We start from the raw sequence: 25,893 nt of genomic DNA on the forward strand, positions 1-25,893 counted from the left end.
AAGAGGCCGTGGGTTTTTGCATTCCGCGCATCCGGCCGCCTGCACGTCCTGTGCCACCGAAAACGGCGTCAAAAAAATGGCGCAAAAAGCCGAAACTCCTACGCGATAACTTCGTCTGACGCCCTCAGAGCCTCTACAATCGGATGGGCTGGCCAACACGGCGGCGAATCCGAGGCGAGACCCGAAGTGCAACTGAAAGCAGCAGCGAATTCATAGGAGCGACCTTGAAACAGCAGCCAGAAGCCCTCGGCGGGCTGACCCACTCGGGCGGCGTCGATCATCGCGATCCCGAGCAGGACGGCGTCTTCATCCCGACGGAAAACCTCAACGTCGCGAGCGCCACGCAGCACGTGCTCAAGTCGGGCGACACCTTCATCGTCAACGATCCGCTCGGCGATATCACCGGTCACGACGACGGCCTGTTCGTCAACGACACCCGCGTGATGTCGCAACTGCGGCTGACCTTCGGCGGGCGCGCGCCGTCGCTGCTGTCGGGCAGCGTCAGCAGCGACAACACCACGTTCACCGCGCATCTGACCAACCGCCCGCTGCCGCCGCTCGGCGGCGACAGCACGCCTGAAGGCGTGATCCACGTCCAGCGTGTGCGCGTGCTGTCGGGCACCGTGCTCAACGAGGCGATCGAGCTCACGAACTACGGCACGCGCGATGCGACCGTGCCGCTGTCCATTTCATTTTCCAGCGACTTCCGCGACATGTTCGAAGTGCGCGGCCTGAAGCGCGACAAACAGGGTCGCGTGCAGCCCGCGCGTGTCGAGAATCAGCAGGTGCTGCTCGGGTATGTCGGTCTCGACGACGTCGCGCGCAACGTGCAGATTGCGTTCTCCCCGCAGCCGGACAAGCTGTTCGCCGACCGCGCCGACTACACCGTCAAGCTGCCCGCGCAGGCATGCGTGTCGATCTATCTGTCGGTGGCCGTGCACGTCGTGCCGATGAGCAGCAGGCCCGGCGCCGACGTGTCGCAGCCGGTGCACGCGCTGAGCGAAGCGCATATGTCGCAGATCGACGCGGAACGCCCGCGCGTCGGCCGTGCGGCGGTGCGCGCGGCCTTGGTGGATGCCCACCTGGTGATGCGCGAGCGACGCCGCGCCAGCGCGCGCGTGCGTTCGAGCAACCCGCTGTTCAACGCATGGATCGACCGTTCGTTCGCCGACCTCGAACTGCTGACGACGGATCTCGCGACCGGCCCGTACCCGTACGCGGGCATCCCATGGTTTTCGACCCCATTCGGCCGCGACGCGGTGATCACGTCGCTGCAAACGCTGTGGCTGCAGCCGCATCTCGCGGCCGGCGTGCTGCGCTTTCTCGCCGAGCATCAGGCGCGCGAGAACTCGCCGTTTCGCGACGCCGCGCCGGGCAAGATCATGCACGAGATGCGCAAGGGCGAAATGGCCGCGGCCGGCGAAGTGCCGTTCGCGCTGTACTACGGCGGAGTCGACACCACGCCGCTGTTCATCGTGCTGGCCGGCGCCTACGCGGCCCGCACTGGCGACGTCGCGTTGATCGATGAATTGTGGCCCGCGCTCGAACGCGCGGCGCAGTGGGTCGCGGGCGTATGCGACAAGAACCGGCACGGACTGCTCGATTACCAGCGCGAATCGGATGGCGGCCTCGCGAATCAGGGCTGGAAAGATAGTCACGACTCGGTGTTTCATGCGGACGGGCGCTTCCCCGACGGCCCGATCGCGCTCGTCGAAGTGCAGGCCTATGCGAGCGCCGCGTTCGACACGATGGCGCGCTTCGCGAAGCTGCGCGGTCTGCGCGACGCGGCCGCGCAGTATGCGGAGCGCGCGAAGAAGATCCGTCGCTGCGTCGAAGAAAAGTACTGGATGGACGAGGTCGGCTTTTACGGCATCGCGCTCGACGGTCATGGCGAGCTGTGTCGCGTGATGGCATCGAACGCGGGGCATCTGCTGGCGTTCGGCCTGCCCACGCGCGAGCGCGGCGAAGCGTTGGTGCGCGCGCTCGACTCGACGCTGTTTCATACCGGCTGGGGCGTGCGCACGCTGGCGGCGAGCCAGGCGCGCTTCAATCCGATGGCGTATCACAACGGCTCGGTTTGGCCGCATGACAACGCGCTATGCGCGCGCGGGCTGTCGCGCTATGGCGCCAAGGGGTCGGCCGTGAAACTGCTGCAGGCGCTGTTCGAGGCCGCGGTCAATTTCGACATGCGCTTGCCGGAACTGTTCTGCGGCTTCCCGCGACGCCGCGGCGAACCGCCCACGGCCTATCCGGTCGCGTGTTTGCCGCAGGCATGGGCGGCCGGTTCGCCGTTCATGATGCTCGAGGCGTGTCTGGGCATCACGATCGACGCCGAGCGCCGCGAAGTGCTGATCGAACAGCCGATGCTTCCCGAAGGTATCGACTGGCTCGAGGTCAGCGATCTGCGGGTCGGGGATTCGTCGGTGTCGATCACGTTCCGCCGGATCGGCGAGAAGGTGGTGGCGTCGGCGGAGCAGGGCGATGTGAGGGTGGTGGCGCTGCTTTGACGCCGCCGACCGTCGCGGGCATCGATGTCGGCGGGGACCGGAAGGGCAACCATCTGGTCATCCTGCGCGGCACTCGGATACTGTGCAAACTCGGCAACGCGACCGCCGAACAGATGCTCGAGCGGTGTCGCGCGCACGAGGTGGCGGCGGTCGGCATCGATGCGCCGTGTCGTTGGCGAACGGGCGCCGCGGGAAGGCTTGCCGAGAAGGCACTTGCGCGGCAGCGCATCTTTTCGTTCGCGACACCGGCTCGCGAACATGCGATGGCCAGCAAAAGCGGCTTCTATGCATGGATGTTCAACGGCGAGCGCGTCTACGACGCATTCGCCGCGCACTTTGCGCTTTTCGGGGGCGGCAAAGAAATCACGGGTCGCGTGTGCTTCGAAACGTTTCCTCACGCGATCACGTGCGCTTTTCTCGGGACGGACGTTGCATCCGCGAAGCAAAAGGGCCCGCAGCGCCGGGCCATTCTCGAACGGGAAGGCATCGCGACTGCACCGCTGACATCGATCGACCATGTCGACGCGGCCCTATGCGCGTTGGCGGCACATTATCTGCTGGAAGGCAGAGTCGATACATACGGTGACGAGTCGGGCGGATTCATCGTGGTGCCTGGACTTTGACGCTCACATTCTCGGAGGACGGGTGCACCTGGCACGACGTATTGGAGTATTGCTGCTATCCCTGGCGGCGTTGGGTTCGACTGCGGCGTCGGCGAACGACATTCAGTGTGCAACCACACAGCAACCCGCTGAGCGCGTCATTTGCGATCACGCGATCCTGAACAACGAGTACGACGACATCTTCGCGCAGCAACAGGCACTGCTCGGCAGCGGCAAACTGCCGTCCGCGCAGCTGGCGCAGTGGCGGCACGCGCGCAACGCGTGTATCGACGTGCACTGCGTGGATGGCGTATTCGACAAGTGGAAGACGCTGGCGCGGGCGCTCGAAGCCGGTCCTCAGGCGGCCGCATCTGTCGTGGTGCCTTCGCAAACCACGATGGCGCCTGTCGGACCCAATCCGCAAGCGCCTGCTGTCGCGTCCGCGCCTGAAGTGCCGCAGGCGTCCCCGGCCTCGCCGACATCGGAGGCTTCTCTGGTGCGTCAAGGTAGTGCAGCCGGTGTGGCGCTTCCGCAACCGGTCGCGCCGGTGGCTTCAGCGCCGGTGGCTGCCTCTGCGGCGCCCAGTGCGACCAGCAGCATGACAGGTCTGCCCGGCATGGGGGGCGGCCTGATCGTGGTCCTGCTCGTTGCGCTCGGGGCCGGTATGTACTTCGCGCTTCGGAACCGGAGGAGAGCTTGAGCCGATTATCGGACGAGGAAACCGTAAGTTAGCGGGTCACGCTCGTCCACGATCCAGGTTGCGAAGCCGCAAACATAGGCGCTGCCCTCGACCTCGGGGATGACCGCCTTGAAGTCGCCGACGGTCGTCTCGCTGAGTACGCGTCCCTTGAAGACCGTGCCGATGATGGACTCGTTGACGAGCGTCTCGTTCATGGCAAGTTCGCCACGCAGATAGAGCTGCGCGACGCGCCCGCCCGTCCCTGAGCCGGTGGGCGAACGGTCCACCTCACGGTCGGCGAACACGCAACAATTGGCTTGCGTGGAGCCTTCGTGCCGCGGCGCATTGGCAATGATGGTGCCGTAGATGTGGTTGATTTCCGGGATGTCGGGATGCTCAACCGGGTAAGCGTGATTTGCGGCTTGTTTTACCTCGGCGCCAAACCTGATGAGTTCCTCGACTGAAGACTCGCGGACTGCGAGGCCGTGCGGCGCACCGTCCGTATAGAAGTAGAAGGCACCACCGAACGCGATGTCACACCCCTGACCGTGCCAAACGACGGCGTCTGAACCGTGACATCCGCTTCCCAGATGAACGATGGAACGTTCACGAAACGTACGTTGCCGGCGTGTTCACCATCCCATTGCACGAAGGCCTCGATGAAACCACAAGGAGCGTCGATGCCAATGCGGGTCTCGGGAATCTGGCGCTGAACCCACCCCAACTCGACCGCCGCGGTGGACAGCGCGATCACGCCGTGCCCGCAGTGGTCGCTATAACCCTCGTTGTGGACGAAGATGATCCCGAAGTCTGCCGTGGGGCTAACGGGTTCGGTCAGGTATCCGCCGTACATGTCCGCATGACCACGCGGTTCGAACATCAGCGCGGTACGAATTTCGTCGGCGTTCTCTTTCAGCCACGCGCGACGCTTGACGATGGTGTCGCCGGGAAGACGAGGCAGCCCGCTCGTCACGATACGGAACGCTTCGCCGCCGGTGTGAACCTCGACTGTTGAAATTGTGCGGGTGATTTTCATGGGTGCTTTGGGGTTACTCGATTGAACGTCACTGCCCGTACGGCACCGGAAGGCCGTTTCTGATCACATAGACGGTCGTGGGTGCGCCCTTCAGATCGCCGTTTTCATCGAACGAGTAGGTGCCTGCCACGCCCTTGTAGTCGGTCTTTGCCAACTGGGCGGTCAGCTTTGCCTTGTCGGTCCTGGTGCCCGCTTTGACCATCGCATCGGCCAGCAGTTTTACGCCGTCGTAATAGCTGACCGCATAGACCTGCGTGTCGGTGTTGAAGGCGGTCTTGTATTTCTGCAGAAACTCGCGGCCTGCTGGGGTCTTGTCGAGCGCAATGCCGCCCTGGGCGCAATACACGATGGAGGCCGCGTCACCGGCGACCTTACCCATGTCGGCCGAGCAAATGCCATCGCCGCCAAGCAGCTTGGCACGCAGTCCGCGTGCGCGCATCTGCTTGGCCATCGGCGCGCCCTGAGCAGCGTATCCGCCGAAAAAGACGACATCCGGATTCTTCGCCTTGATGCTGGTCAGAATGCCGAGGAAGTCAGTCGCCGACGAGTTCGTGAACTGTTGGTCCACGATCTGAATTCCGTTTGCCTTGGCCTCTTTGATGAACTGCTCGGCCACGCCTTGCCCATAGGCCGTGCGGTCGTCGATCACCGCGGCGGTCTTGGCCTTCAATGTCTTGGCCGCAAACTGGCCCATCGTCCCGCCTAGCTGCTCGTCGCTCGCGCCGATACGGAAGATGTTCTTGAAGCCCTGCTTCGTCAGCGCCGGATTGGACGCAACCGGCAGCATCGGTACGCCACCCGTGTTATAGACGCGCGATGCCGGAATCGCCACGCCCGAGTTGTACGGGCCCAGCACGGCGATCACGCCGCTGTCGACGAGTTTCTGCGCGACCTGAACGCCGATCTTCGGGTCTGCCTGATCGTCCTCGGAGTCCAGTTTGAACGTTACCTTCTGGCCAGCAACCGTGACACCGCTCTTGTTGAGTTCGTCGATAGCGAGGCGGGCGCCGTTCTCGTTGTCCTTTCCGTTCGGCGCCTGCGGGCCTGTGAGCGGAGCCGAGTGACCGAGGGTGACCACCGATTGAGCGTTGGCGGATGCGGAGATGCCGGCGGCTGTTAGGACAGCCATTGTTATGACGAGGGGGCGCATAAAGTCTCCAGGTGTTGGACCGGGTTGATCAGATTAGCTCCGCTTCGGCGTGGGATCGCATTCGGGAAAACGCCAGGGTTTGCGAAGAGAAATGACGCTGTCGCTTCGCTGCTGCATTAAAGTTCTGGTTCCGGCAGTTGCTCAATCCATTGTGATTGTCCTCATGGACATCTGACAGGAGGGAGTCGTGAAACTGACCGATTTCGAGGCACTGACTTTTGACTGCTACGGCACCTTGATCGACTGGGAGAGTGGCATCTTTGAAGCCCTGCAGCCTCTGCTGGAGCGAGCCCGGACGCCGCTCACGCGCGACCAGGTTCTGGAAGCGCATGCTCGCCACGAGTCGTCGCAGCAGATATTCACGCCCGCGAAGCGCTATCAGGAACTGCTGTCCATCGTGTATAAGCGCATGGCAGAAGAATGGGGCCTGCCCTACACCCACGAAGAATGCGTGGCGTACGGTCGCTCGATCAGAAACTGGCCGGCATTCCCCGATTCGGCGGCCGCGCTGCAATATCTGAAGCAGCACTACAAGCTGGTCATCCTGTCGAACATCGACAACGAAAGTTTCACCTACAGCAACGCCAGGCTGCAGGTTGAGTTCGACGCGATCATCACGGCGGAGGACGTCGGCTCCTACAAGCCGTCGCCGCGCAACTTCGAGTACATGCTTCAGAAGCTCGATCAGCGGGGCATCAGGAAGGGAAAAATCCTTCACACCGCAGAAAGCCTTTTTCATGACCACAAGCCCGCAAACGAGTTCGGGCTGGCGTCGTGCTGGATTTACCGTCGTCATTCGCAGCCGGGCTTCGGCGCGACGATGGACCCGGGCTCGCAGCCGAACCTCGACTTCCGCTTCAACAGCATGGCTGGCTTCGTCGACGCGCATCGGGAAGCGCTGGTGGAGTGAGCTGACGGGTGATCGGAACAAACTCGTCGCGGCTGGAAGCCGCTGCCACGGAACTCGGCGGCGCCGCGCTTGCGCTGTCTGCGGACTGGCGCGATCCCGCCGACCTCGGCCGCGCAATCTGGAGTCACTTAAGGGCGCCAGAGCGTCTTCGCGCCGTTGAAACACTGCTACCCGGTGGTAACATTTGTTGTCATCTCTTACCCCGGCGCCGCGCCACCTCAACATGCCAGACAGCTTCGATCAGCTCGTCGCCCTGATCCGGGCGCGCTTCCCCGAACTGAGCCCGCAGTTCCAGATGGGGGCGGGCTTCCTGCTCGATCACCCGGACGAGGTCGCGGTGTCGTCGATGCGCAAGGTGGCCGAGCGCGCGCAGGTGCAGCCGGCGTCGCTGGTGCGGCTGTCGCAGCAACTGGGCTTTCCCGGTTGGAACGAATTGCGCGATCTGTTCGTCGCGCGCGTGCGCACGCGGCCGGAGCCGTTGACGAGCCGGGCGCGCTCGATGGTCAAATCGAAAGATGCGCTCGCGAACGACCTGCTCGTCGCGCAACAGCACAATCTCGAAACGACCGCCGCGCATAACGGTCGCGTGATCGTCGAGGCCGCACGGGTATTGCGGCGCGCGCCGCACGTTCACGTGGCGGGCTTCCGCTCGTGTTATCCGGTGGCGTTCGGCCTCGTCTATGGCTACCGGCTGTTTCGGCCGTCGGTATCGCTGCTCAACGGCGAGGCCGGCACGCTCGAAATGCAGCTGCGCACGATCGAGCGAGACAGCGCGACCATCGTCATCAGCTTCGCGCCGTATTCGGTCGAAGCCGCGCGCGTCGCCGAGGCCGCGCTCGAAAAAGGCAGCAAGCTGATCGCCATCACCGACAGCGCGGTGTCGCCGATCGCGCTGAACGCCGACAAGGTGCTGATTTTCTCGCACCAAAGCCCGTCGTTCTTTCCGTCGCTGGTGGCCGCCACCGCGATCACCGAAGCGCTGGTCGCGCATCTGCTCGCGCTCGAAGGCGCGGATGCGCTCGAGCAGCTCGCGCTCGCCGAACAATCGCTGCATGCGAAGGGCGCGTACGTGCCTTGAACGATTGCGTGAGGGCACGCCGCGCTCCAGCTGGTGCCGTCCAACAACGTTTGACAACAAATGTTGTATAGGCGTATAAATACGTACCGATTGTTGAATATCGGTGCGGCCCGTGGCGTCGATGCAGCGACGATCCGCACGATTCCGACGACGAAACACCTTAGCGACCGTGCTGTTCGGCATCGGCAGTGCGGGCGTGTCGATGAGGCGTATCGCCAGCGGCAATGCGTGTTCGACACTTTCATCGCGTGCGCGACGCCCGAGCCGGCCCGCGTTGCAGTCCGCACCTCCATCAGCAGGAGCTGAACATCATGACCAACGTTTTTCATCGTTCTCCGAAGCAGTCCTTGCCGGTGGCCGTCGCGGGCGACGGTATCGAAATCATCGACTCCACGGGCAAGCGCTATATCGACGCGTCGGGCGGCGCCGCCGTGTCGTGCCTCGGCCACAGCAACCAGCGCGTGATCGACGCGATCAAGCGGCAGGCGCAACAGCTGCCGTACGCGCACACGTCGTTCTTCACGACGGAGCCGGCCGAGGAACTGGCCGACCGGCTCGTGGCGGGCGCGCCGGCCGGACTCGAGCACGTGTACTTCGTGTCGGGCGGCTCGGAGGCGATCGAGGCGGCGCTGAAGCTCGCGCGTCAGTATTTCGTCGAGAAGGGCGAGACACAGCGGCGTCATTTCATTGCGCGTCGGCAGAGCTATCACGGCAACACGCTCGGCGCGCTCGCGATTGGCGGCAATGCATGGCGCCGCGAACCGTTCCTGCCGATCCTGATCGAAGCGCATCACGTGAGCCCATGCTACGCGTATCGCGAACAGCGCCCGGACGAAACCGAAGAAGCGTTCGCGCAGCGTCTGGCCGATGAACTCGAGCAGAAGATTCTCGAACTCGGCGCGGACACGGTCGCCGCATTCGTCGCGGAAACGGTGGTCGGCGCCACGGCGGGCGCGGTGCCGCCGGTGCGCGAATACTTCCGCAAGATCCGCGCGGTGTGCGACCGCTACGGCGTGCTGCTGATTCTCGACGAGATCATGTCGGGCATGGGCCGCACCGGTTATCTGTTCGCGTGCGACGAAGACGGCGTGGCGCCGGATATGCTGACCATCGCCAAGGGCCTTGGCGCGGGTTATCAGCCAATCGGCGCGACCCTGGTCAGCGACCGCATCTATCAGACGATCGTCGGCGGCTCCGGCTTCTTTCAGCATGGCCATACCTATATCGGCCATGCGACCGCGTGCGCGGCCGCGCTCGAAGTGCAGCGCGTGATCGCGGAAGCCAATCTGCTGGCGAACGTGCAGGCGCGTGGCGAGCAGTTGCGCGGCCGGCTGCGCGAGCTCTATGCGCAGCATGCGCATATCGGCGACGTGCGCGGGCGAGGGCTGTTCGTTGGCGTCGAACTCGTGAAGGATCGCGTTACCAAAGAGCCGTTCGACGCCAAACTGAAACTGCACGCAACGATCAAACGCGAAGCGTTCGCGCGCGGCCTGATGGTGTATCCGATGGGCGGCACCGTCGACGGCAAGAGCGGCGACCATGTGCTGATCGCGCCGCCGTTCATCTGCACGGCGCGCGACATCGACGAAATCGTCAGCCGTCTCGACGATGCGATCGGCGCGTCGCTCGCCGCCGTCTAAGCTGTTCCGAACCATTGCCCCTAGCGAGAACCATGATGACCGAGCGCTTGCCTCACTTCGAGATATCCACCGCCACGCCCGAGCAGAAGGCGGTGCTCGATGAAATCCTGTCCGGCCCGCGCGGCAACCTGAACGGGCCGTTCCTCGGCTGGATCCATAGCCCGGAACTTGCGCAGCACGCGCAACGCCTCGGCGCGTTTTGCCGCTACCAGACCGGGCTGCCGCTGCGGCTGTCGGAACTCGCGATTCTGGTCACCGCTTCGCGCTGGCAGGCCCAGGCGGAGTGGCACATCCACTATCCGATCGCGCTGCAGGCGGGCGTGGCCGCTGCGGACGCCGAGACGATCCGCCAGGGGCGCCGCCCCGAGTTCGCCGATGCCGACGACGCACTGATCTACGACTTCGCAAGCGAACTGTATGAGACCAGGCGCGTATCGGACGCGACGTATGCGCAGGCGGTCCGGCGGTTCGGGCATCAGGTCGTAATCAACCTGGTCGGCCTGCTCGGCTACTACGCGCTGGTCGCGATGACGCTGAACGTGTTCGACATGCGCGCAGTGGGACAGCAAAGCCTGCCGTTTCCCGAATAGCGTTTTTACCAACGAGCGGCCGCGCAGCAGCGTCGCTCGCGCCAACGAAAAAAAGCCCCGGTTGCCGAACTTCGCAACCGGGGCTTTTTACTGCGTGCTGCCTTAACTGCCAGCGTGCTCAGTTATCACGCTTAGTTAAGACGCTTGGTTACCACCTTTTAGTTACCGCGATACGTCGAAAACAGGCGTTGCTGCACCGTCGCCGGCGCACCTGCTTCCGACGAACTGGCCTTCGCGCCGCCGACATCCTGCGTACCCTCCGCCGAAGCGGTGACGATCGTCGAGTCCTGCGGCACGGCCTTCGGATACGTGGTGTCGTTCTGGTTCAGAAGGCCCGCTTTTTGTGCGGCTACGAGTTCGGCGCGCACCTGAGCGCGCGTGATCGGACCGTTTGCCTGCTGGGCGAACGACACTGCCGGAACGATAAGAGCGGATGCGACCACAACGGCGGCAAGAAGCGATTTCATAACGACCTCCAATTGATTGTGTGGTGAACCGGTTTGAATTGCATTTCCCGATCCGTTGAACGCAGTCTATTTCTTACGAGGTCGGCAAAAAAGCGGCTTTCTGGCGAAATATTGTTGCGGGTTTTGAGATAGTAAAAAGGGCGCTTTTCCGCGCCGAAACACGGAAGCGCCTATCATGAAATCCGGTCCACGCCCGCGCCTGCAAGCCGCGCGGCACCTGCGACCGATGCCCAGGCGCGGACACATCCGGGCTGACCGCCGCGGCGGGCGTCATCTTCGGTCGAGCAGCGTGCGCGGCAAGGCATCAACAGGAGAGAGCAATGAAGCGCAAGGCATCGGCAGTCTGGCAAGGCGGCCTGCAGAACGGCAAGGGCTCGATTTCCACCGACAGCGGCGTCCTGAAGGACACCCAATACTCGTTCGCGACGCGCTTCGCGGACGGCATCGGCACGAATCCGGAAGAGCTGATCGCGGCTGCGCATGCGGGGTGTTTCTCGATGGCGTTGTCGGCGGAGCTGGGCAAGGCCAACATCACGCCGGAGCGGATCGGCACCACGGCCACCGTCACGCTCGACAAGGACGGCGGCGGCTTCACGATCACCGCGGTGCATCTCGACGTCACCGTAAAGATTCCGGGCGCAGACAAGGCCGCGTTCGACAAGGCCACGGCGGACGCGAAGGCCGGTTGTCCGGTGTCGAAGGTACTGAATGCGACGATTACGATGGATGCGAAGCTGGAGACCTAAGCCTTTGCTGTCACTTTCAGCGCAACGAAGCCGGCGAAGGGCGATGCCCGCCGCCGGCTTTTTCATCGCGGTAGTCGGAATGAACGGATGACCACGACGCGAGTAGGCCTACGGAAAGCCGTCCTTGATTTATTGAACATCCAGTCATAATATCCACAGACCGACGCGAACATAGCAACGAGGTCATCGCAATTGAGTCATTCCAGGCAAGCCGCGAAAAAAGCCGGCGAAACATCCCAGCGCGGCCGTCCGCGCGAGTTCGACACGGACACCGTGCTGGCGAACGCAAGCCAGGTGTTCTGGGATCACGGCTACCACGCGACGTCGATCGACGATCTGTGCAAGGCCACCGGTCTGCTGCGCGGCAGCCTGTACGGCGTGTTCGGCGACAAGCACGGCATCATGCTCGCCGCGCTGGAGCATTACTCGGAAGGCGCGGTCGCACGGCTTGCGCAGCGGCTGAGCGCGACGGCTGATCCAGAGCAGGCGCTGCGCGACGCGCTGCTGCACTACGCGCGGGTGTCGTGCGCGTTGAGCGGCCGGCGCAGCTGTTTCATCACGAATACGACGCTCGAAATGCAGCCCGATGACGAATTGCTGCGCGCGCGCATCGCCGCGATTCAGCGGCGCATGGCGACCTTGCTCGCGGCGGCGGTGATTCGCGGGCAGGCGAGCGGCGCGTTCGATTCGTCGCTGAACGAAAAAGCCGTCGGCGATTTCCTGCTGTGCGTGATGCAGGGCCTGCGGGTGATGGGACGGGTCGCGCAACAGCAAGATGCGCTGATCGCTATCGTCGATGTGGCGATGCGCGCGCTGGTTTAGCAACTCGTTCGCGAACACAGCCGCAAATTTTTTACCTATTTTTTGAACGGTCGGTCATGAAAAGCGAAGCAATCAAGTCCGCTCCGGCGGCATTCGGTGGATCCGCTAGCGGCGCGGGGAGCGCAGCTGGGGCCGTGACCGGCCCTGGACCAGCGATGGTAGGCCTGGCTGTCGCCGCCAAAGCGGCGGCGCCCGGCTTCCCGCGCCAGGCGCTCGCGCTCGCGGTGCTGTTCGTCGGCGCCTTTCTCGCGCCGCTCGATTACTTCATCGTCAACCTGGCGCTGCCGTCGATTCACACGGGCCTGAACGCGAGCGACGCACAGCTGCAACTCGTCGTATCGGCCTATGCGTCGGCCTACGCGGTGCTGCTGATCACGGGCGGCCGCCTCGGCGATCTGTTCGGCCGCCGTCGCATGTTCATGACGGGCATGGCGGCATTCGTGATCGCGTCGGCGTTGTGCGGCTTCGCGACGAGCGGCCATATGCTGGTGATCTCGCGCATCGTGCAAGGCATCGCGGCCGCGGTGATGGCGCCGCAAGTGCTCGCGACGATTCGCGCGGTTGTACCGTTGCATCAGCAGACGCGCGTGATGAGTCTGTATGGCTTCGTGTTCGGCTTGTCGTCGATCGTCGGGCAGCTCGGCGGCGGCGCGCTTATCACGTATCACCCGTTCGGGCTCGACTGGCGCGTGATCTTTCTGATCAACATCCCGATCGGCATTGCGGCGTTCATCGGCACATGGAAGTTCGTGCCGGAGAACCAGCCGGCCACTCATACCGGCGTCGATCTGAAGGGCGTTGCGCTGCTGTCGGCGGTGCTGCTGCTGGTCATTTATCCGATGACGCACGGCCGCGAAGCCGGCTGGCCCGCGTGGACTTTCGCGATGTTCGCGCTCGCGGTGCCGGTGTTCGCGCTGTTCGTCGCGACCGAACGGCGCGTCGAGCGCGGCGGTGGCCATCCGCTCGTCGATCTGCAACTGTTCCGCAATCGCGCGTTCGCGCTCGGTCTGGTGCTCGCATTCCTGTTCTATTGCAACAGCGCGTTCTTCCTGACCTACGGCATCTTCCTGCAGACCGGCCTGCACTGGACGCCGCTCGCGTCGGGCATGGCGATCATGCCGTTCGCGCTCGGCTTCGTGATCGGGCCGCTGACGTCGCCGGCCGTGGTGAAGCGCATCGGCGCGCATGTGCTGACGCTCGGTTTCTCGATGATGACGCTGGGCTTCACCGTGACCGGCTGGTCCGCGACTCGATCCGCGACGCCCGATCTGCTGTTCTACTGCGGGCTGGTGTGCGCGGGTGTCGGACATGGTCTGCTGTTGCCGTCGATCATGCGCATCGTGCTGCAGGAGGTGGTGCCCGAGAAGGCCGGGCTGGCATCGGGGGTGGTGTCGTCGACGTTGCAGATCGGCTCCGCGTTCGGCACCGCGGCGGTGAGCGGCGCGTTCTTCGGGGCGCTCGGTGGCAGCGCGGCACCCGCGTCTTATGCACACGCGTTTCAGTTGAGCCTTGCTATCAATGCCGCGCTGATGTTCGTGTGTATCGGCCTGAGCGTGCTGCTGGTGTGTCATCAGCAAAGCGTACGGCGCTCAGTCGCTCCAGCGGTTTGAAATTAAGCCGTTGGTAATCGTTTTCATTAGTTGGTTCGCTCAGCAAAATCGTTCAATTTGGACGAAGCGGTATAACGAACTACGTGGCATTTACCGGCGATCTACTCGTTCACAGGTAATTCTGATTTAGATCAAACAGGTCTTTCTGATTAACGGCTCAACGCTATCGCGTCGGGTTTTCTAATCAGAGGAAACCGGCGTATTTTCTACCGGCCTGCAAACCGCCGGCAGTAACTCTTGCATTTGTGCGGTACCGCACATAGGGTTAGCCGCAAGTTTTCGCGGCGAATGTTTTGGAATGCCGGGGAACTTTAACCGTTTGGCATCAACCTCGGTTCAGTGAAAACGGTATCAATAAAAAGCGCTTGCCGCGTTTAAATTCGATTGTTAATCTGTCTAAACTTTAGAGTACCCATTCAACAGGTCGAAGTCGTTAAAGCCGGGCTCAACTTAAAAACGCTCAAGATAGGGGGACCCAAGATGCTGACCGCTACCATTGACGCATTCCAGACAACATCCGCCGCCTTCAACGTGGGCGACGTCGTCAAGTTAAAAGAAGGGGGCCCGCGCATGACCGTGACGTATGCAGGTCCGGTTGCACGCAGTCCGGGCGACTGGCTGATCTGCGAGTGGTTCGACGAACACGGCGAACTGCGTCATGAAACCTTTGCCGCGCAAGCCGTGCGTGCGGAACCGCGCTCGATTCCGGCGGGCTCGGTACAGTGGAGTCGCATCGGGCGCGCGGCCTGAGTGACGCACGTGCGCTTCAATCAAGCCGTTTCCTGTTTTTCGTTTATTGCTCGTATTGCGCGAGCCGCCCGAATCGTTTCAGCGCTCGGGCCGGTCGCGCGCGGCCTCGCGTCGCCGCACGCGCAGCGTCAGTGCCGATGAAAACGCGCGCAAGGTCGACAGCTTGCGAGTCTCGACGACCTCGCTCGCCAGGCTCTCCGCCGGATTCGGCTGTAGCGCCCAATACAGCGCGAGCACCCAACCAAGCACGGTCCAGCCGAGGCAGGCGTTAAATAGCGCGAGCGTCAGCACGTCACGACGCTTGCGCCGGTCCGCGATGATCGCCGGCAGAAAATACAGCGCTAGCGCGAATGCCGCGCCGATGGCCTGAACGGCCACGTTGCCACTCATAAAAGCTCCTCATGCGCGATGCATGGAGTGATTGTCGCGCGAATGGCCGCCGCCCGCCGCGCGCCCTGCGCGTTCCAGTTCCGACGCAATCACCGCAAGGGGTTTAGCCCGACACGCATCGGGACTATGATGATCGTTTCGACCGAACAGTACTTCACGGACCCGATCATGATCACCGACACGACCCAGCAGGCCCACCTCAACCCGGACACGCTACGAGCATTCGTCGAGCGCAAGTGGAACGACGAGATCGTGCCCGCGCTGACGGACTACATCGCGGTGCCGGCGAAGAGCCCGGCCTTCGATCCCGACTGGGCGAAGCATGGTTACCTCGAGCGCGTGATCACCGACGCCGCGAAATGGGCCGAGCAGCAACCGGTGCGCGGCCTGAAGCTCGAAGTGATCCGCCTGCCGGGCCGCACGCCGGTGATCTTCTTCGAGACCGCCGCGACGCGCTCGGGCAGCACCGAAACCATCGTGCTGTACGGCCACCTCGACAAGCAGCCCGAGTTCGATGGCTGGCGCAACGACCTCGGTCCGTGGACGCCGAAGCTCGAGGACGGCAAGCTGTACGGCCGCGGCGGCGCGGACGACGGCTACGCGATCTACGCGAGCTTGACGGCGCTCGCCGCGCTCGATGCGCAGGGTGTCGAGCGTCCGCGCTGTGTCGGGCTGATCGAAACCTGCGAGGAGTCGGGCAGCTACGATCTGCTGCCCTACGTCGACGCGCTGCGCGAGCGGCTTGGTAACGTCGGGCTGGTCGTGTGTCTCGATTCGGGCGCGGGCAATTACGACCAGCTGTGGCTGACCACGTCGCTGCGCGGGCTCGTCGCCGGCGATCTCGAAGTGCAGGTGCTCGACGAGGGGATTCACTCGGGGGTCTACGGCGGCATCGTGCCGTCGAGCTTCCGCATCATGCGTCAACTGTTCGACCGTCTCGAAGACTCCGCGAACGGCACGCTGCTGCCAAAGGGTTTTCATTGCCCGGTGCCGGCCGATCGTCTGCGCGAAGCGGAGGCTGCCGCGAGGATTCTCGGCGATGACGTGTGGAAGAAGATGCCGTGGGCATGCGGGCAGGACGGTCGTCAGGTGCTGCCCACCACGACCGATCCACAGGAGGCGCTGCTCAATTCGACGTGGCGTCCTTCGCTGTCGGTGACGGGCGCGGCCGGCTTGCCCGCGCTCGCCGACGCCGGCAACGTGCTGCGTCCGCGCACCGCATTCAAGCTGTCGCTGCGTCTGCCGCCGACCATCGAAGCGGAAAAGGCCGTCGCCGAACTGAAGGCGCTGCTCGAATTCGATCCGCCGTACAACGCGAAGGTCACGTTCAAGCCGGATGCGGGGGCGGCGAGCGGCTGGAACGCACCGGAGGTCGCACCGTGGCTGGCCACCGCGCTCAGCGATGCATCGCGTCAGCACTTCGGCGCAGACGCCGCCTACATGGGCCTCGGCGGCACCATCCCATTGATGAATGTGCTGAAGGCGGGCTTCCCGAAGTCGCAGTTCATGGTGTGCGGCGTGCTTGGGCCGAAGTCGAATGCGCATGGGCCCAACGAGTTCCTGCACGTGCCGTACGGCAAGAAACTGACGGCCGCGGTTGCCGAAGTGATCGCCGCGGCGCCGTGAGTTGTCGCCTCGTTTGAGTGGGGCTCGGGTGCGACCCGAGCCCGTTGTTGACTGATGCTCCCTTCCGTTCGAACCACACCGATAAGCTGAATGACCGACTCCCAGACTGCCCAAACCCCCACGCCCCGGATTCCGGCCGATCAACTGCATGCCTACGTCAGGGCGATCTGGGAGCGAGCGGGCAGTGCGCCGCGCGAAGCGGAGCTGATCGCCGATCATCTGGTGGCCGCGAATCTGACCGGACACGACTCGCATGGCGTCGGCATGATCCCGCGCTATGTCGAATCGCTCGCCGACCAGCAACTGCAACTGAATCGGCATGCCGACGTGATCAAAGACGCCGGCGCGGTGCTGACCGTCGAAGGCGGCAAGGGCTTCGGTCAGGTGATCGCGTTCGAGGCGATGGAGCGGGGCATCGAGCGCGCGCGGCGGCTCGGCATCTGCGCGGTGGGCTTGCGCGGCGCGCATCATATCGGCCGCATCGGGCATTGGGCCGAGCAGTGCGCGCGCGCCGGTCTGGTGTCGTTCCACTTCGTCAACGTGGCGGGCGATCCGCTCGTCGCGCCGTTCGGCGGCGCGGACCGCCGCATCGGCACGAATCCGTTCTGCGCCGCTTATCCGCGACCCGGCAAGCCGCCTCTCGTGCTCGACTTCGCGACCAGTACCATCGCGTTCGGCAAGACGCGCGTCGCGTATAACCAGGGCAAGCACACGCCACCCGGCGCGCTGATCGATCACGAAGGCATGCCGACGCTCGAACCGAAAGTCATGCACGAAGCGCCGTTCGGCGCGCTGACACCGTTCGGTGGCCACAAGGGTTTCGGGCTCGCGGCGATGTGCGAGATTTTCGGCGGCGCGCTGTCGGGCGGCTTCACGACGCACGCCGACACGCTCGGCACCACGCACGCGATCATTAACTGCATGCTGTCGGTGATCATCGATCCGACCGCATTCGACGCGCCCGATGCGCAAGCCGAAGCCGATGCGTTCCTCGCGTGGGTGAAGGCGTCGCCGCTCGCGGCGGGCACCGAGCGCATCTACGAACCCGGCGAGCCCGAGCGCGTCACGCGCGCGCAACGCGAGGCCGCCGGCATTCCGATCGACGCGGCTACGTGGACGCAAATCCACTGCGCGGCGCGCGCCGTCGGAATGAGTGCGGACGAAGTGGCAGGCTGGTCCGCGCGCCTCGGCTGAAGCGCGCGACGGCAAGGCTCAGGCGATCAGCCTGAGCTTGCGCTGATCGAGCAGCCAGCGCTCGAATTCGGTGGCGGGCATCGGCCGCGCGTACAGGAAACCCTGCACGTAATCGACGCCCAGGCCCTTCATGAAGGTTTCTTCCGCTTCGGTTTCGATCCCCTCGGCGACGACCTGGAAATCGAGTTCCTGCGCGACCGCGACCATCGAGCGCACCAGCGCCTGTGCCTTCATATCAGCGTGGATCGAGCGCGTGAAGCTGCGGTCGAGCTTGATCACGTCGAGCGGAATACGGCCGAGTTGCGACAGCGACGAGTAGCCGGTGCCGAAGTCGTCCAGATGCACCTGCGCCCCGAGCTGGCGAAACTGCTTGATCAGTTCGATCGCGGCCGCTTCGTTTTCGATCAGACAGCTTTCGGTCAACTCGAGATCGATCAGGCAGGGATCGAGGCTCGCATGCTGCAACGCCTCGGTGAAATGGCGGACCACGGCCGTATCCGTGAGCTGTCGCGCCGACACGTTGATCGCCACGCGCAGGTCGTAGCCGGCCGCCTTCCAGCGGGCCGCCTGTTTCGCGGCGGTCTCCATCACCCAGCGGCCGAGCACGCCGATCAAGCCGGATTCCTCGGCATAACGGATGAATTCCGCAGGCATGATCTGCCCGCGCTCCGGCGAGTTCCAGCGCACCAGCGCTTCCGCGCCTTGCACGGCGCCCGTGGCGAGGTTCAGCTTCGGCTGATAGTGCAGCGCGAACTGGCCTTCCTCGAGCCCGCGGCGCAGATTCGTGTCGAGCCACATGAACTCAGCGACGCGGCGGTTCATGTCCGGCGAGAACACGCGATGCGTACGCTTGCCTTCGTCCTTCGCGACGTACATCGCGGTGTCGGCCGAACGGATCAGCGATTCGAGCGTTTCGCCATGCTCGGGCCAACGCGCGATGCCGATCGAGCAGCCGGTATAGACCTCGACGAGCCCGACCGCGAACGGCATGCGCATGCGATCGAGAATGCGCTGCGCGGTGTTTTCCAGGCCATGCGCTGAGCCCTTCGCCGCGAGCACGATGAATTCGTCGCCCCCGAGACGCGCGAGCGAGTCGCCCGGATTCAGACAGTTGCGGATCGCGTCCGACACATCGCAGATCAGCCGGTCGCCGAACACGTGGCCGTAGTGATCGTTGACCTTCTTGAAGTTGTCGAGATCGAGAAACAGTACGCCGATGGTTTCGCCGGGCGCGGCCTGTTCGATCGCGATCTGGATGCGCTCCTGGATCGCGTTGCGATTGGCGAGGCCGGTGAGCGGGTCGGTGGTGGCCTGCTCGATCAGCCGGTCTTGTGCGAGCCGTTGCTCAGTGATGTCGGTGCCCGAGCAGATCAGGAACTGGTCTTCGATGCCGCTGCCGCTGCTCACGAACTTGTTGCGAAACAGGAACAGCCGCTCGCCATGCACCGTTTTGATGCGCCGTTCGATCTCGTACGGTTCGCCACGGTTGAAGAAGTGCGCGCCGACCTGGTTCGAGACCGCGCCGTCGTCTGACGACATGAACAGCGTCCAGACGCTGCGGCCGATGATGTCCTCTTCCTTGAGCCCGGTCAGCTCCTCGGCGAGCCGGTTGAAGCGTTGTATCCGGCCGTGCCGGTCGACGATGACGACGACCGAATTGACCTCGGAGACGACCTGTTCGGCGAACGACAGACCGTGGAGCAGTGCGCGCGCGACTGATTCGGTGTCGGCATGGGTCGAGGCGGTGCCGCCCCAGCGATGACAATCGAGTTTCTTGCCGACCAGATGCAGCCGCCGCGCCGCGCCGTCCAACTGCACGTCGACGACTACGTGCGAGGTGACGCCGCTCAGCGCGCGGATCTGGGAGGCTTGGCAAGAGTTGAGGGGAATGGCGACGCCGGCAGCCGCGTGGCCGTGCGCCGGCGCGAGTTCCAGCGTGTCGCTGGCCGCCGCCAGGCACCAGCGAGGGCTGCTCGTGCCAAACCGCGCGTGAAGCACCTGGTCGTGTAGCTCGTCGCTCATGAAATCCCCGGAGAGTGCCGGCGGTCGCTATCAAGGCGGGCGGCGGCAGACGGTCTTCCTCATACTAAAGTGAAACTGCCCCATTGTATCTAAGCGTGACAGTTCGAGCGAAGAATCATTAACGTTTTGCTAACCACGAGCACGGGCCGGCGTGGCCGCGCTCGGCGGCACGATGGCATGGCAAAACGAGGCCACGGTGACGTCGTTAGAAGCGGTGTGTGAGCAGCGCGCGGGCGCGTTCGCGCTCGATCGGATTGGCGTCGAGCGCCGCGTCGAAGCAGAACTTGCCGGCCACCAGCTTGGCCGCCACCACGCCGTCGCGATACAGCACGCGGTTGCCGGTCACGGCCGGCACCTTGTCGCCGACCAGCAGCGTGCCGACGAGATTCAGCGGATCGGTTCCCGCGACGCAGATAAGCGCACCGTCGTTCGCTTGCCGCCGCACCTCGCGCAGCAGCGGAATCGCCTCGGGCAGCGCGAACTGCTCGCCCGCGAGCCCGTTGACGAAACGCCCGCCGCGGATCACGCCACGCGCCTCGAGCCGCTGCAGCACGCGCAGCAGATCGCGCCACGGCGGGAGCCATTCGGCCTCGCGTTCGAGCACGCGCCAGAACACCACGCCGTAGCGGCGCAACAACGTCATTGCGACGTGTTCGAGCACCTCGGGCGGCAACTGACTGCGCCGCTCGGACGGATTTTCCGGCCCGACGGCGGACGGGCGGCTTACGAGCGCCCAACGCCCGGCGTCGTCCATGCCGCCGATCAGCGCGCTCGCTCGCGCGCGCCGGCTGCTGGAAAACGCGTTGCGTTTGGCGACCGGCTTCAGCAACGCGCGCAGACCCGCGAAGCTGTCCGAGTTCGCGAGGCCGGCCGCGACCAGCTCGCCGAGCGCGTTTTCGAGCTCTATGCGCAGCACGCGCACCTCGGCGAGCAGTTCGTCGAAGAACATCGCGCCGTGTTGCGCGAGGGTGTCGTGCACGCTTTGCGCGAGCGCCGACAGCTCGACCTGGCGCGCCGGATCCAGCAGCGCGCGCCACGCGCGCAACTGCGCGCGCGGCAGCAGCACGATGGGCGTGCCGCGGACCGGACCGGCGGCGCCGCGCGCCCGCTCGGTCAGGCGGGTCCAGACGATTTTGCCGGCGCGGCATAGCTCATCGAGCGAACTGCTGGTGTGGGCGCGCACCCGCGCGGGCAGGATGTCCTCCTCCCATGCGCCGGCCGCGGCCTGGAAGCCTTCGAGCTGGTCCAGCGCGGCGGCGAGCGCGTCGCGGCCTTCGGCGCGCGTGGTCGGCGTCAGATGCTGCCATTCGAACAGGAAGCGCATGAAGTCGTGCCGCTCGACCGGCTCGATCTCACGCCGCAGCCGCTTCACCGTGTAGCGATGGATGCGTGCGAGCAGGTGCCGCTCGCACCATTCTTCGTGGCTCGTGTGCGGCGTGAAGCGGCTGCGCAACAGATAGCCCTCGGCTTCGAGACGGATCAGCGCCGGTTCGATCCGGTCGGCGGGCAAACCGAGCGGGCGCGCGATCGCGTCGACCGTCAGCGGGCCGAAACCGGTCAGCCGCGCGCGCAGCACGTCGACGAGCGCGTCGTCGGCGCTCCAGCTTTCGGTGTAGCCCTTCGGGGCGCTCAGCGGCGGCGTGTAGCGATTGCGCGCGACGCCGGGGTAGAGCGCTTCGAAGCAGGTCAGGCGTTCGGCGGGCAGCCACAGTGCGCCGTCGCTGAACTTGTCGTTGCGCGTGCTTGCGTCTGCTTGCGCGGCCAGCGGCAAGCGCGTCGCCCGGCCGGCTTGCGCCAGCGCCGCAAGCAGCGTGGGCCAATCCTCCTGCGTGCGCGCCTCGGCTTCTGTGATGCAGGCGAGGCCCGTCAGCGCTTCGTGCATTTCGTCGGCGTTGCGTGCTTGCGGCCAGGCCTCGTCGCGCACGCTGTCGATCGCGGCGGCGTCGAGCGCGCCGAGATCGTCGGCGCTTTCAGGGTCGGTCCAGCGGCGGTTCAGCACCGCCTGGGTGCGGCGCTCCTCGATCGGCGCGTCGTCCAGGTACGCGTACGGTTTCGCGGTCAGGATTTCGGCGGCGAGCGGCGACGGCGCCGGCAGATCACGCGCGACGAGCCGCAACTCGCCGTGCTCGATCTGGCGTAGCAGCGCGAGCCAGCGTTCGCTGTCCATCGCGTCGTGCAGGCAGTCGTCGATGGTTTGGTCGACTAATGGGTGGCGCGGCACCTCGCGTTCGCCGACGACGTTCTCCAGACACGCGGCCTGTTCGGGAAACACGCTTGCAAGCAGATCCTCGCTACGCATGCGCTGCAGTTGCGGCGCGGTCTTGCGCCCGCCCGTGTAGCGCGGCAGGCCGAGCGAGGTCGTCGCGTTCCAGCGCCAGCGCACGCCGAATAACGGCGCATCGAGCAGCGCCTGGATCAGCAGATGCTCGGCGCTGTTCGAATGCAGATAGCGCCACACATCGTCGAGCACGAACGAGTGGCTGCCGGTCAGCGACAGCACGATCGCGTCTTCGGTGGCCGCCGCCTGCAGCTCGAAGTTGAAGCTGCGGCAGAAGCGCTTGCGCAGCGCGAGCCCCCACGCGCGATTCACGCGGCTGCCGAACGGTGAGTGGATCACGAGCTGGGTGCCGCCCGATTCGTCGAAGAAGCGCTCCATCACGAGCGTGCTCTGCGTCGGCAAGACTCCGAGCACGGCGCGGGCGCGCGCCAGGTATTCGACGATCTGGCGCGCGACCGGTTCGTCGAGCGCGAGGTTGTCGGCGAGCCAGGTGATAGCGTGGTCGAGACGCGGCGCGGTGGGCTCGAGTTCGCTTGCGGCTACGGCGGTTGCCGTGGTTGCTCGTGTCTCGCCCTCCGTCAGCAACGCTTCGACCTGCTCCCGCAATCTCGCAACCGCGAAGGACAGCTCGTCGCTGCGCCCCGGCGCCTCGCCGAGCCAGAACGGAATGTTCGGCGGCTGGCCTTGCGCATCCTCGACCCGCACGCGGCCGCTTTCGATGCGCAGAATCCGGTACGACGCGTTGCCGAGCTGGAACACATCGCCGGCGAGGCTTTCGACCGCGAAGTCCTCGTTGACGGTGCCGATATTGAGCGCCTGCGGTTCGAGCACGACCGCGTAATCGGCGTTCTCGGGAATCGTGCCGCCCGAGGTCACCGCGACCAGCTTGCCGCCGCGCCGGCCGCGCAACGTGCCGCTGACCGCATCGCGATGCACATACGCAGCACGCGGACCGTGCCGGCTCGTGTAGCCCTCGGCGAGCATGCGCAGCACCGCGTCGTATTGCTCGCGCGGCAGATCCGCATACGGCGCGGCACGCCGCAGCATGTCGAACAGCGCATCCTCGCTCCACTCGGCGCTCGATACCTCCGCGACGATCTGTTGCGCGAGCACGTCGAGCGGCGCGCGCAGGATGCGCAACGCATCGAGCTCGCCACGCCGCACGCAATCGAGCAGCGCCGCGCATTCGAGCAGATCGTCGCGCGAGGCCGGAAACAGCCGCCCCTTCGGCATGCCGCCGACGTGGTGCCCCGAGCGGCCGACGCGTTGCAGGAACGGCGCGATCGCGCGCGGCGAACCCATCTGGCAGACGAGATCGACGTCGCCGATATCGATGCCGAGCTCCAGCGACGCGGTCGCGATCAGCACGCGCAGCTCGCCGCGTTTCAGGCGCTGTTCGGCGTCGAAACGATGTTCTTTCGCGAGGCTGCCGTGATGCGCGGCGACGGCGTCCTTGCCGAGCCGCTCGGTCAGATGGCGGGCGGCGCGCTCGGCCATGCGGCGCGTGTTGACGAAGATCAGCGTCGTGCGATGCTGCGCGACCAGTTCGGCGAGCCGGTCGTAGACGCGCTCCCACACTTCGTTGGCCATCACCGCTTCGAGCGGCACCGGCGGGATCTCGAGCGCGAGGTCGCGCGCGCGAACGTGGCCGACGTCGATCACCGCGCATTCGGCCGGCACGTCGCTGTCCAGACTCGCGCCGCCGACCAGAAACCGCGCGACCGCGCTGACCGGCTTTTGCGTCGCCGACAGCCCGATGCGCGGCAGGCGTCGCCCGCAGAGCGCGTCGAGCCGTTCGAGGCTCAGCACGAGATGACTGCCGCGCTTGCTGCCCGCGAGCGCGTGAATTTCATCGACGATCACCGTGCGCACCGTCGCCAGCATGCGGCGGCCCGAATCGGAGCCGAGCAGCACGTACAGCGACTCGGGCGTCGTCACGAGAATGTGCGGCGCGCGTTTTTTCAGCGCGTTGCGTTCCTGCTGCGTGGTGTCGCCGGTGCGCACGGCGGTGCGGATGTCGAGCGGCGGCAGGCCGAGCGCGTCGAGTTCGGCGGCGATGCGTTGGAGCGGCAGTTGCAGGTTCAGACGGATGTCGTTCGACAGCGCCTTCAGCGGCGACACGTAGACGACCAGCGTTTCGTCGGGCAGCACGCCGTCGTTCGCGAGGCCTTGCGACACCAGGTCGTTCAGCGCGGACAGGAACGCCGTCAGCGTCTTGCCGGAGCCGGTCGGCGCGGCGACCAGCGTCGAGCGGCCGCTGCGGATTTGCGGCCAGGCGGCGGCTTGCGCATCGGTCGGGGCGGCGAAGGTTTTCTGGAACCAGCTGGCAACGGCCGGGTGAAAGCCGGCGAGCGCCTGCGGGGCCGGCTGTAAGGCAGGTGCGACGGGCCGCGCCGCGCTCGCGGTGGAGCGGGCCTTGCGGGAGCGGGGCGCCGCGTCGAGTGCGGCGGCAGATTTTGCCGAAGTCATGCTCGTGTAGATGAGGGCGGCGCGGGGGATATCCAGTGGGGGCGGCTCGATCAGTACCCGCTCATGTCGCCCGTTTTTGCGGTTGCGGGGCATTCGACGCTGACGACGCAGTAGCGGTCAGTCTCGCAGGTTTTCGGCGCTCGTGTGCGGCGCGTTGGGCGTTGCGTAACTGCTTGAATTCGTAGTTTCGCCGCGTGCGCCCGTCCTGCCAGCGTCCGCCATTTGCAGTACGCTTGACGATTCTCCCTGTCCCCACGATGGAGCGTCGACGATGCGATATAACCAGTTGGGCCGTACCGGTGTGTTTGTCTCAGAGTTGTGTTTGGGCACGATGACCTTCGGCGGTGGCGAAGGCATCTGGCGGCAGATCGGCGATCTGCAGCAAAGCGACGCGGAGCGGCTGGTCGGCCGGGCGCTCGACGCGGGCATCAATTTCATCGACACGGCCGACGTCTACTCGGGCGGCCTGTCCGAGCTGATCACGGGCAACGCTCTGAAAAACCTGAAAGTGCCGCGCGACAAGGTCGTGATCGCGACCAAGGTGTTCGGCCAGACGGGCGAGTTCGCCAACGCGCGCGGTGCGTCGCGCTATCACATCCTCGACGGCATCAAGGCGAGCCTGAAGCGTCTACAACTCGATCACGTCGACCTTTATCAGATCCACGGTTTCGATCCGGCCACCCCGATCGAAGAAACCGTGCGCGCCCTCGATACGCTCGTGCAGCACGGCCACGTGCGCTATGTCGGCGTGTCGAACTGGGCGGCATGGCAGATCGCGAAGGCGCTCGGCATCGCCGAGCGGCTCGGCGCCGCGCGCTTCGAAACGCTGCAGGCGTATTACACGCTCGCGGGCCGCGATCTTGAACGCGAGCTCGTGCCGATGCTGCAAAGCGAAGGCCTCGGCCTGATGGTATGGAGTCCGCTCGCGGGCGGTTTTCTGAGCGGCAAATACGGACGTGAACAGCAGGGCGAAGCGGGCAGCCGTCGCACGACTTTCGATTTTCCGCCGGTCAATCGCGAACGCGCGTACGACTGCATCGACGTGATGCGCGAGATGGCCGCGGCGAAGACCGTATCGGTCGCACAGATCGCGCTGGCGTGGCTGCTGCATCAGCGTGTCGTCAGCACGGTGATCGTCGGCGCGAAGAAAATCGAGCAGCTCGACGACAACATCGCGGCGACCAACGTCGCGCTATCCGCCGATGAGCTCGCGAAGCTCGCCGAGGTCAGCGCGCTGCCCGCCGAGTATCCGGGCTGGATGCTGGAGCGGCAAGGCGAACAGCGCCGGCAACAACTGGCCGAGGTTCGGCATGTCGTGCAGCGATAG

General features: G+C 65.0%; 19 protein-coding genes and 1 pseudogene. 14 read left to right on the forward strand and 6 right to left on the reverse strand.

The annotated features are described in order from the left end of the window. Window positions 1–224 precede the first annotated feature (224 nt). Genes QFZ91_RS30545 through QFZ91_RS30555 form a run of 3 tightly spaced genes read left to right on the forward strand, consistent with a single transcriptional unit; the run spans window position 225 to window position 3,809 of the window. Window positions 225–2,507 (forward strand): amylo-alpha-1,6-glucosidase, encoded by a 2,283-nt coding sequence (locus tag QFZ91_RS30545; protein WP_429569452.1) that lies wholly within the window; start codon window positions 225–227, stop codon window positions 2,505–2,507. After that, window positions 2,504–3,130 carry a DUF429 domain-containing protein gene (locus QFZ91_RS30550; RefSeq protein WP_429569453.1) on the forward strand — a complete coding sequence of 209 codons (627 nt, stop codon included), beginning with the start codon at window positions 2,504–2,506 and terminating at the stop codon, window positions 3,128–3,130. Before QFZ91_RS30545 ends, QFZ91_RS30550 begins: the two co-directional genes overlap by 4 nt. 22 nt (window positions 3,131–3,152) lie before the next feature. Next, on the forward strand, window positions 3,153–3,809 hold the full coding sequence (locus QFZ91_RS30555) for a hypothetical protein (RefSeq protein WP_429569454.1): 657 nt from the start codon (window positions 3,153–3,155) through the stop codon (window positions 3,807–3,809). A gap of 5 nt (window positions 3,810–3,814) precedes the next feature. Here the strand turns inward: QFZ91_RS30555 and lhpH are convergent. Next, window positions 3,815–4,824, reverse strand: a pseudogene (gene lhpH, locus QFZ91_RS30560) (trans-3-hydroxy-L-proline dehydratase). A gap of 28 nt (window positions 4,825–4,852) precedes the next feature. After that, the gene (locus QFZ91_RS30565) at window positions 4,853–5,974 is read right to left on the reverse strand and encodes a branched-chain amino acid ABC transporter substrate-binding protein (RefSeq protein WP_429569455.1); all 1,122 of its coding nucleotides are present in this window, start codon (window positions 5,972–5,974) and stop codon (window positions 4,853–4,855) included. Between the two features lie 187 nt (window positions 5,975–6,161). On the opposite strand from QFZ91_RS30565, the gene QFZ91_RS30570 reads away from it, so the two are divergent. The 4 genes from QFZ91_RS30570 (at window position 6,162) to QFZ91_RS30585 (ending at window position 10,192) form a co-directional block, all read left to right on the forward strand. Beyond that, complete coding sequence (locus QFZ91_RS30570) at window positions 6,162–6,884, forward strand: haloacid dehalogenase type II (RefSeq protein WP_429569456.1); 723 nt, start codon at window positions 6,162–6,164, stop codon at window positions 6,882–6,884. 223 nt (window positions 6,885–7,107) lie between these two features. Beyond that, the gene (locus tag QFZ91_RS30575; RefSeq protein WP_429570916.1) at window positions 7,108–7,962 is read left to right on the forward strand and encodes a MurR/RpiR family transcriptional regulator; all 855 of its coding nucleotides are present in this window, start codon (window positions 7,108–7,110) and stop codon (window positions 7,960–7,962) included. A 311-nt stretch (window positions 7,963–8,273) separates the two neighbouring features. Then, the gene (locus QFZ91_RS30580) at window positions 8,274–9,602 is read left to right on the forward strand and encodes an aspartate aminotransferase family protein (RefSeq protein ID WP_429569457.1); all 1,329 of its coding nucleotides are present in this window, start codon (window positions 8,274–8,276) and stop codon (window positions 9,600–9,602) included. 35 nt (window positions 9,603–9,637) lie between these two features. Then, window positions 9,638–10,192 (forward strand): carboxymuconolactone decarboxylase family protein, encoded by a 555-nt coding sequence (locus tag QFZ91_RS30585; RefSeq protein ID WP_429570917.1) that lies wholly within the window; start codon window positions 9,638–9,640, stop codon window positions 10,190–10,192. A 158-nt stretch (window positions 10,193–10,350) separates the two neighbouring features. On the opposite strand, the gene QFZ91_RS30590 is transcribed toward QFZ91_RS30585, so the two are convergent. Next, the gene (locus QFZ91_RS30590) at window positions 10,351–10,659 is read right to left on the reverse strand and encodes a DUF4148 domain-containing protein (RefSeq protein ID WP_429569458.1); all 309 of its coding nucleotides are present in this window, start codon (window positions 10,657–10,659) and stop codon (window positions 10,351–10,353) included. 320 nt (window positions 10,660–10,979) lie between these two features. Between QFZ91_RS30590 and QFZ91_RS30595 the strand changes: the two genes are divergently transcribed. From QFZ91_RS30595 to QFZ91_RS30610, 4 genes are all read left to right on the forward strand, one after another. Next, window positions 10,980–11,405 (forward strand): OsmC family protein, encoded by a 426-nt coding sequence (locus QFZ91_RS30595; protein WP_176106089.1) that lies wholly within the window; start codon window positions 10,980–10,982, stop codon window positions 11,403–11,405. A 192-nt stretch (window positions 11,406–11,597) separates the two neighbouring features. Further along, window positions 11,598–12,227, forward strand: coding sequence for a TetR/AcrR family transcriptional regulator (locus QFZ91_RS30600; protein ID WP_429569459.1), 630 nt, complete (start codon window positions 11,598–11,600; stop codon window positions 12,225–12,227). A gap of 56 nt (window positions 12,228–12,283) precedes the next feature. Next, on the forward strand, window positions 12,284–13,837 hold the full coding sequence (locus QFZ91_RS30605; RefSeq protein WP_429569460.1) for an MFS transporter: 1,554 nt from the start codon (window positions 12,284–12,286) through the stop codon (window positions 13,835–13,837). Window positions 13,838–14,317: 480 nt separating this feature from the next. Continuing rightward, a complete protein-coding gene (locus QFZ91_RS30610; protein ID WP_429569461.1) occupies window positions 14,318–14,587 on the forward strand; it encodes a YodC family protein in 270 nt (89 codons plus the stop codon). A 78-nt stretch (window positions 14,588–14,665) separates the two neighbouring features. On the opposite strand, the gene QFZ91_RS30615 is transcribed toward QFZ91_RS30610, so the two are convergent. Beyond that, window positions 14,666–14,977 carry a superinfection immunity protein gene (locus tag QFZ91_RS30615; RefSeq protein ID WP_429569462.1) on the reverse strand — a complete coding sequence of 104 codons (312 nt, stop codon included), beginning with the start codon at window positions 14,975–14,977 and terminating at the stop codon, window positions 14,666–14,668. Between the two features lie 168 nt (window positions 14,978–15,145). Between QFZ91_RS30615 and QFZ91_RS30620 the strand changes: the two genes are divergently transcribed. Next, a complete protein-coding gene (locus QFZ91_RS30620) occupies window positions 15,146–16,603 on the forward strand; it encodes a M20 family metallopeptidase (protein ID WP_176110387.1) in 1,458 nt (485 codons plus the stop codon). Between the two features lie 90 nt (window positions 16,604–16,693). Continuing rightward, on the forward strand, window positions 16,694–17,797 hold the full coding sequence (locus tag QFZ91_RS30625; RefSeq protein ID WP_429569463.1) for a malate/lactate/ureidoglycolate dehydrogenase: 1,104 nt from the start codon (window positions 16,694–16,696) through the stop codon (window positions 17,795–17,797). A gap of 18 nt (window positions 17,798–17,815) precedes the next feature. Here the strand turns inward: QFZ91_RS30625 and pdeR are convergent, their stop codons facing one another. Both pdeR and QFZ91_RS30635 read right to left on the reverse strand, forming a co-directional pair. Beyond that, the gene (pdeR, locus tag QFZ91_RS30630; RefSeq protein ID WP_429569464.1) at window positions 17,816–19,819 is read right to left on the reverse strand and encodes a cyclic di-GMP phosphodiesterase; all 2,004 of its coding nucleotides are present in this window, start codon (window positions 19,817–19,819) and stop codon (window positions 17,816–17,818) included. Window positions 19,820–20,024: 205 nt separating this feature from the next. Next, the gene (locus tag QFZ91_RS30635) at window positions 20,025–24,566 is read right to left on the reverse strand and encodes a DEAD/DEAH box helicase (protein WP_429569465.1); all 4,542 of its coding nucleotides are present in this window, start codon (window positions 24,564–24,566) and stop codon (window positions 20,025–20,027) included. 271 nt (window positions 24,567–24,837) lie between these two features. On the opposite strand from QFZ91_RS30635, the gene QFZ91_RS30640 reads away from it, so the two are divergent. After that, window positions 24,838–25,893: an aldo/keto reductase gene (locus tag QFZ91_RS30640; protein WP_410849349.1), complete on the forward strand. Its 1,056-nt coding sequence runs from the start codon at window positions 24,838–24,840 to the stop codon at window positions 25,891–25,893.

Origin of the sequence: Paraburkholderia sp. JPY419, assembly GCF_050435705.1 — a bacterium.
GTDB classification, from domain to species: Bacteria; Pseudomonadota; Gammaproteobacteria; order Burkholderiales; family Burkholderiaceae; genus Paraburkholderia; species Paraburkholderia youngii.

Excerpts from the sequence above, each read along its gene's own strand:
- QFZ91_RS30565 (WP_429569455.1), bottom strand. The coding sequence starts at position 5,974 with ATGCGCCCCCTCGTCATAACAATGGCTGTCCTAACAGCCGCCGGCATC.
- QFZ91_RS30575 (WP_429570916.1), top strand. The coding sequence starts at position 7,108 with ATGCCAGACAGCTTCGATCAGCTCGTCGCCCTGATCCGGGCGCGCTTC.
- QFZ91_RS30580 (WP_429569457.1), top strand. The coding sequence starts at position 8,274 with ATGACCAACGTTTTTCATCGTTCTCCGAAGCAGTCCTTGCCGGTGGCC.
- QFZ91_RS30585 (WP_429570917.1), top strand. The coding sequence starts at position 9,638 with ATGACCGAGCGCTTGCCTCACTTCGAGATATCCACCGCCACGCCCGAG.
- QFZ91_RS30590 (WP_429569458.1), bottom strand. The coding sequence starts at position 10,659 with ATGAAATCGCTTCTTGCCGCCGTTGTGGTCGCATCCGCTCTTATCGTT.
- QFZ91_RS30595 (WP_176106089.1), top strand. The coding sequence starts at position 10,980 with ATGAAGCGCAAGGCATCGGCAGTCTGGCAAGGCGGCCTGCAGAACGGC.
- QFZ91_RS30605 (WP_429569460.1), top strand. The coding sequence starts at position 12,284 with ATGAAAAGCGAAGCAATCAAGTCCGCTCCGGCGGCATTCGGTGGATCC.
- QFZ91_RS30610 (WP_429569461.1), top strand. The coding sequence starts at position 14,318 with ATGCTGACCGCTACCATTGACGCATTCCAGACAACATCCGCCGCCTTC.
- QFZ91_RS30615 (WP_429569462.1), bottom strand. The coding sequence starts at position 14,977 with ATGAGTGGCAACGTGGCCGTTCAGGCCATCGGCGCGGCATTCGCGCTA.
- QFZ91_RS30620 (WP_176110387.1), top strand. The coding sequence starts at position 15,146 with ATGATCACCGACACGACCCAGCAGGCCCACCTCAACCCGGACACGCTA.
- QFZ91_RS30625 (WP_429569463.1), top strand. The coding sequence starts at position 16,694 with ATGACCGACTCCCAGACTGCCCAAACCCCCACGCCCCGGATTCCGGCC.
- pdeR (WP_429569464.1), bottom strand. The coding sequence starts at position 19,819 with ATGAGCGACGAGCTACACGACCAGGTGCTTCACGCGCGGTTTGGCACG.
- QFZ91_RS30635 (WP_429569465.1), bottom strand. The coding sequence starts at position 24,566 with ATGACTTCGGCAAAATCTGCCGCCGCACTCGACGCGGCGCCCCGCTCC.
- QFZ91_RS30640 (WP_410849349.1), top strand. The coding sequence starts at position 24,838 with ATGCGATATAACCAGTTGGGCCGTACCGGTGTGTTTGTCTCAGAGTTG.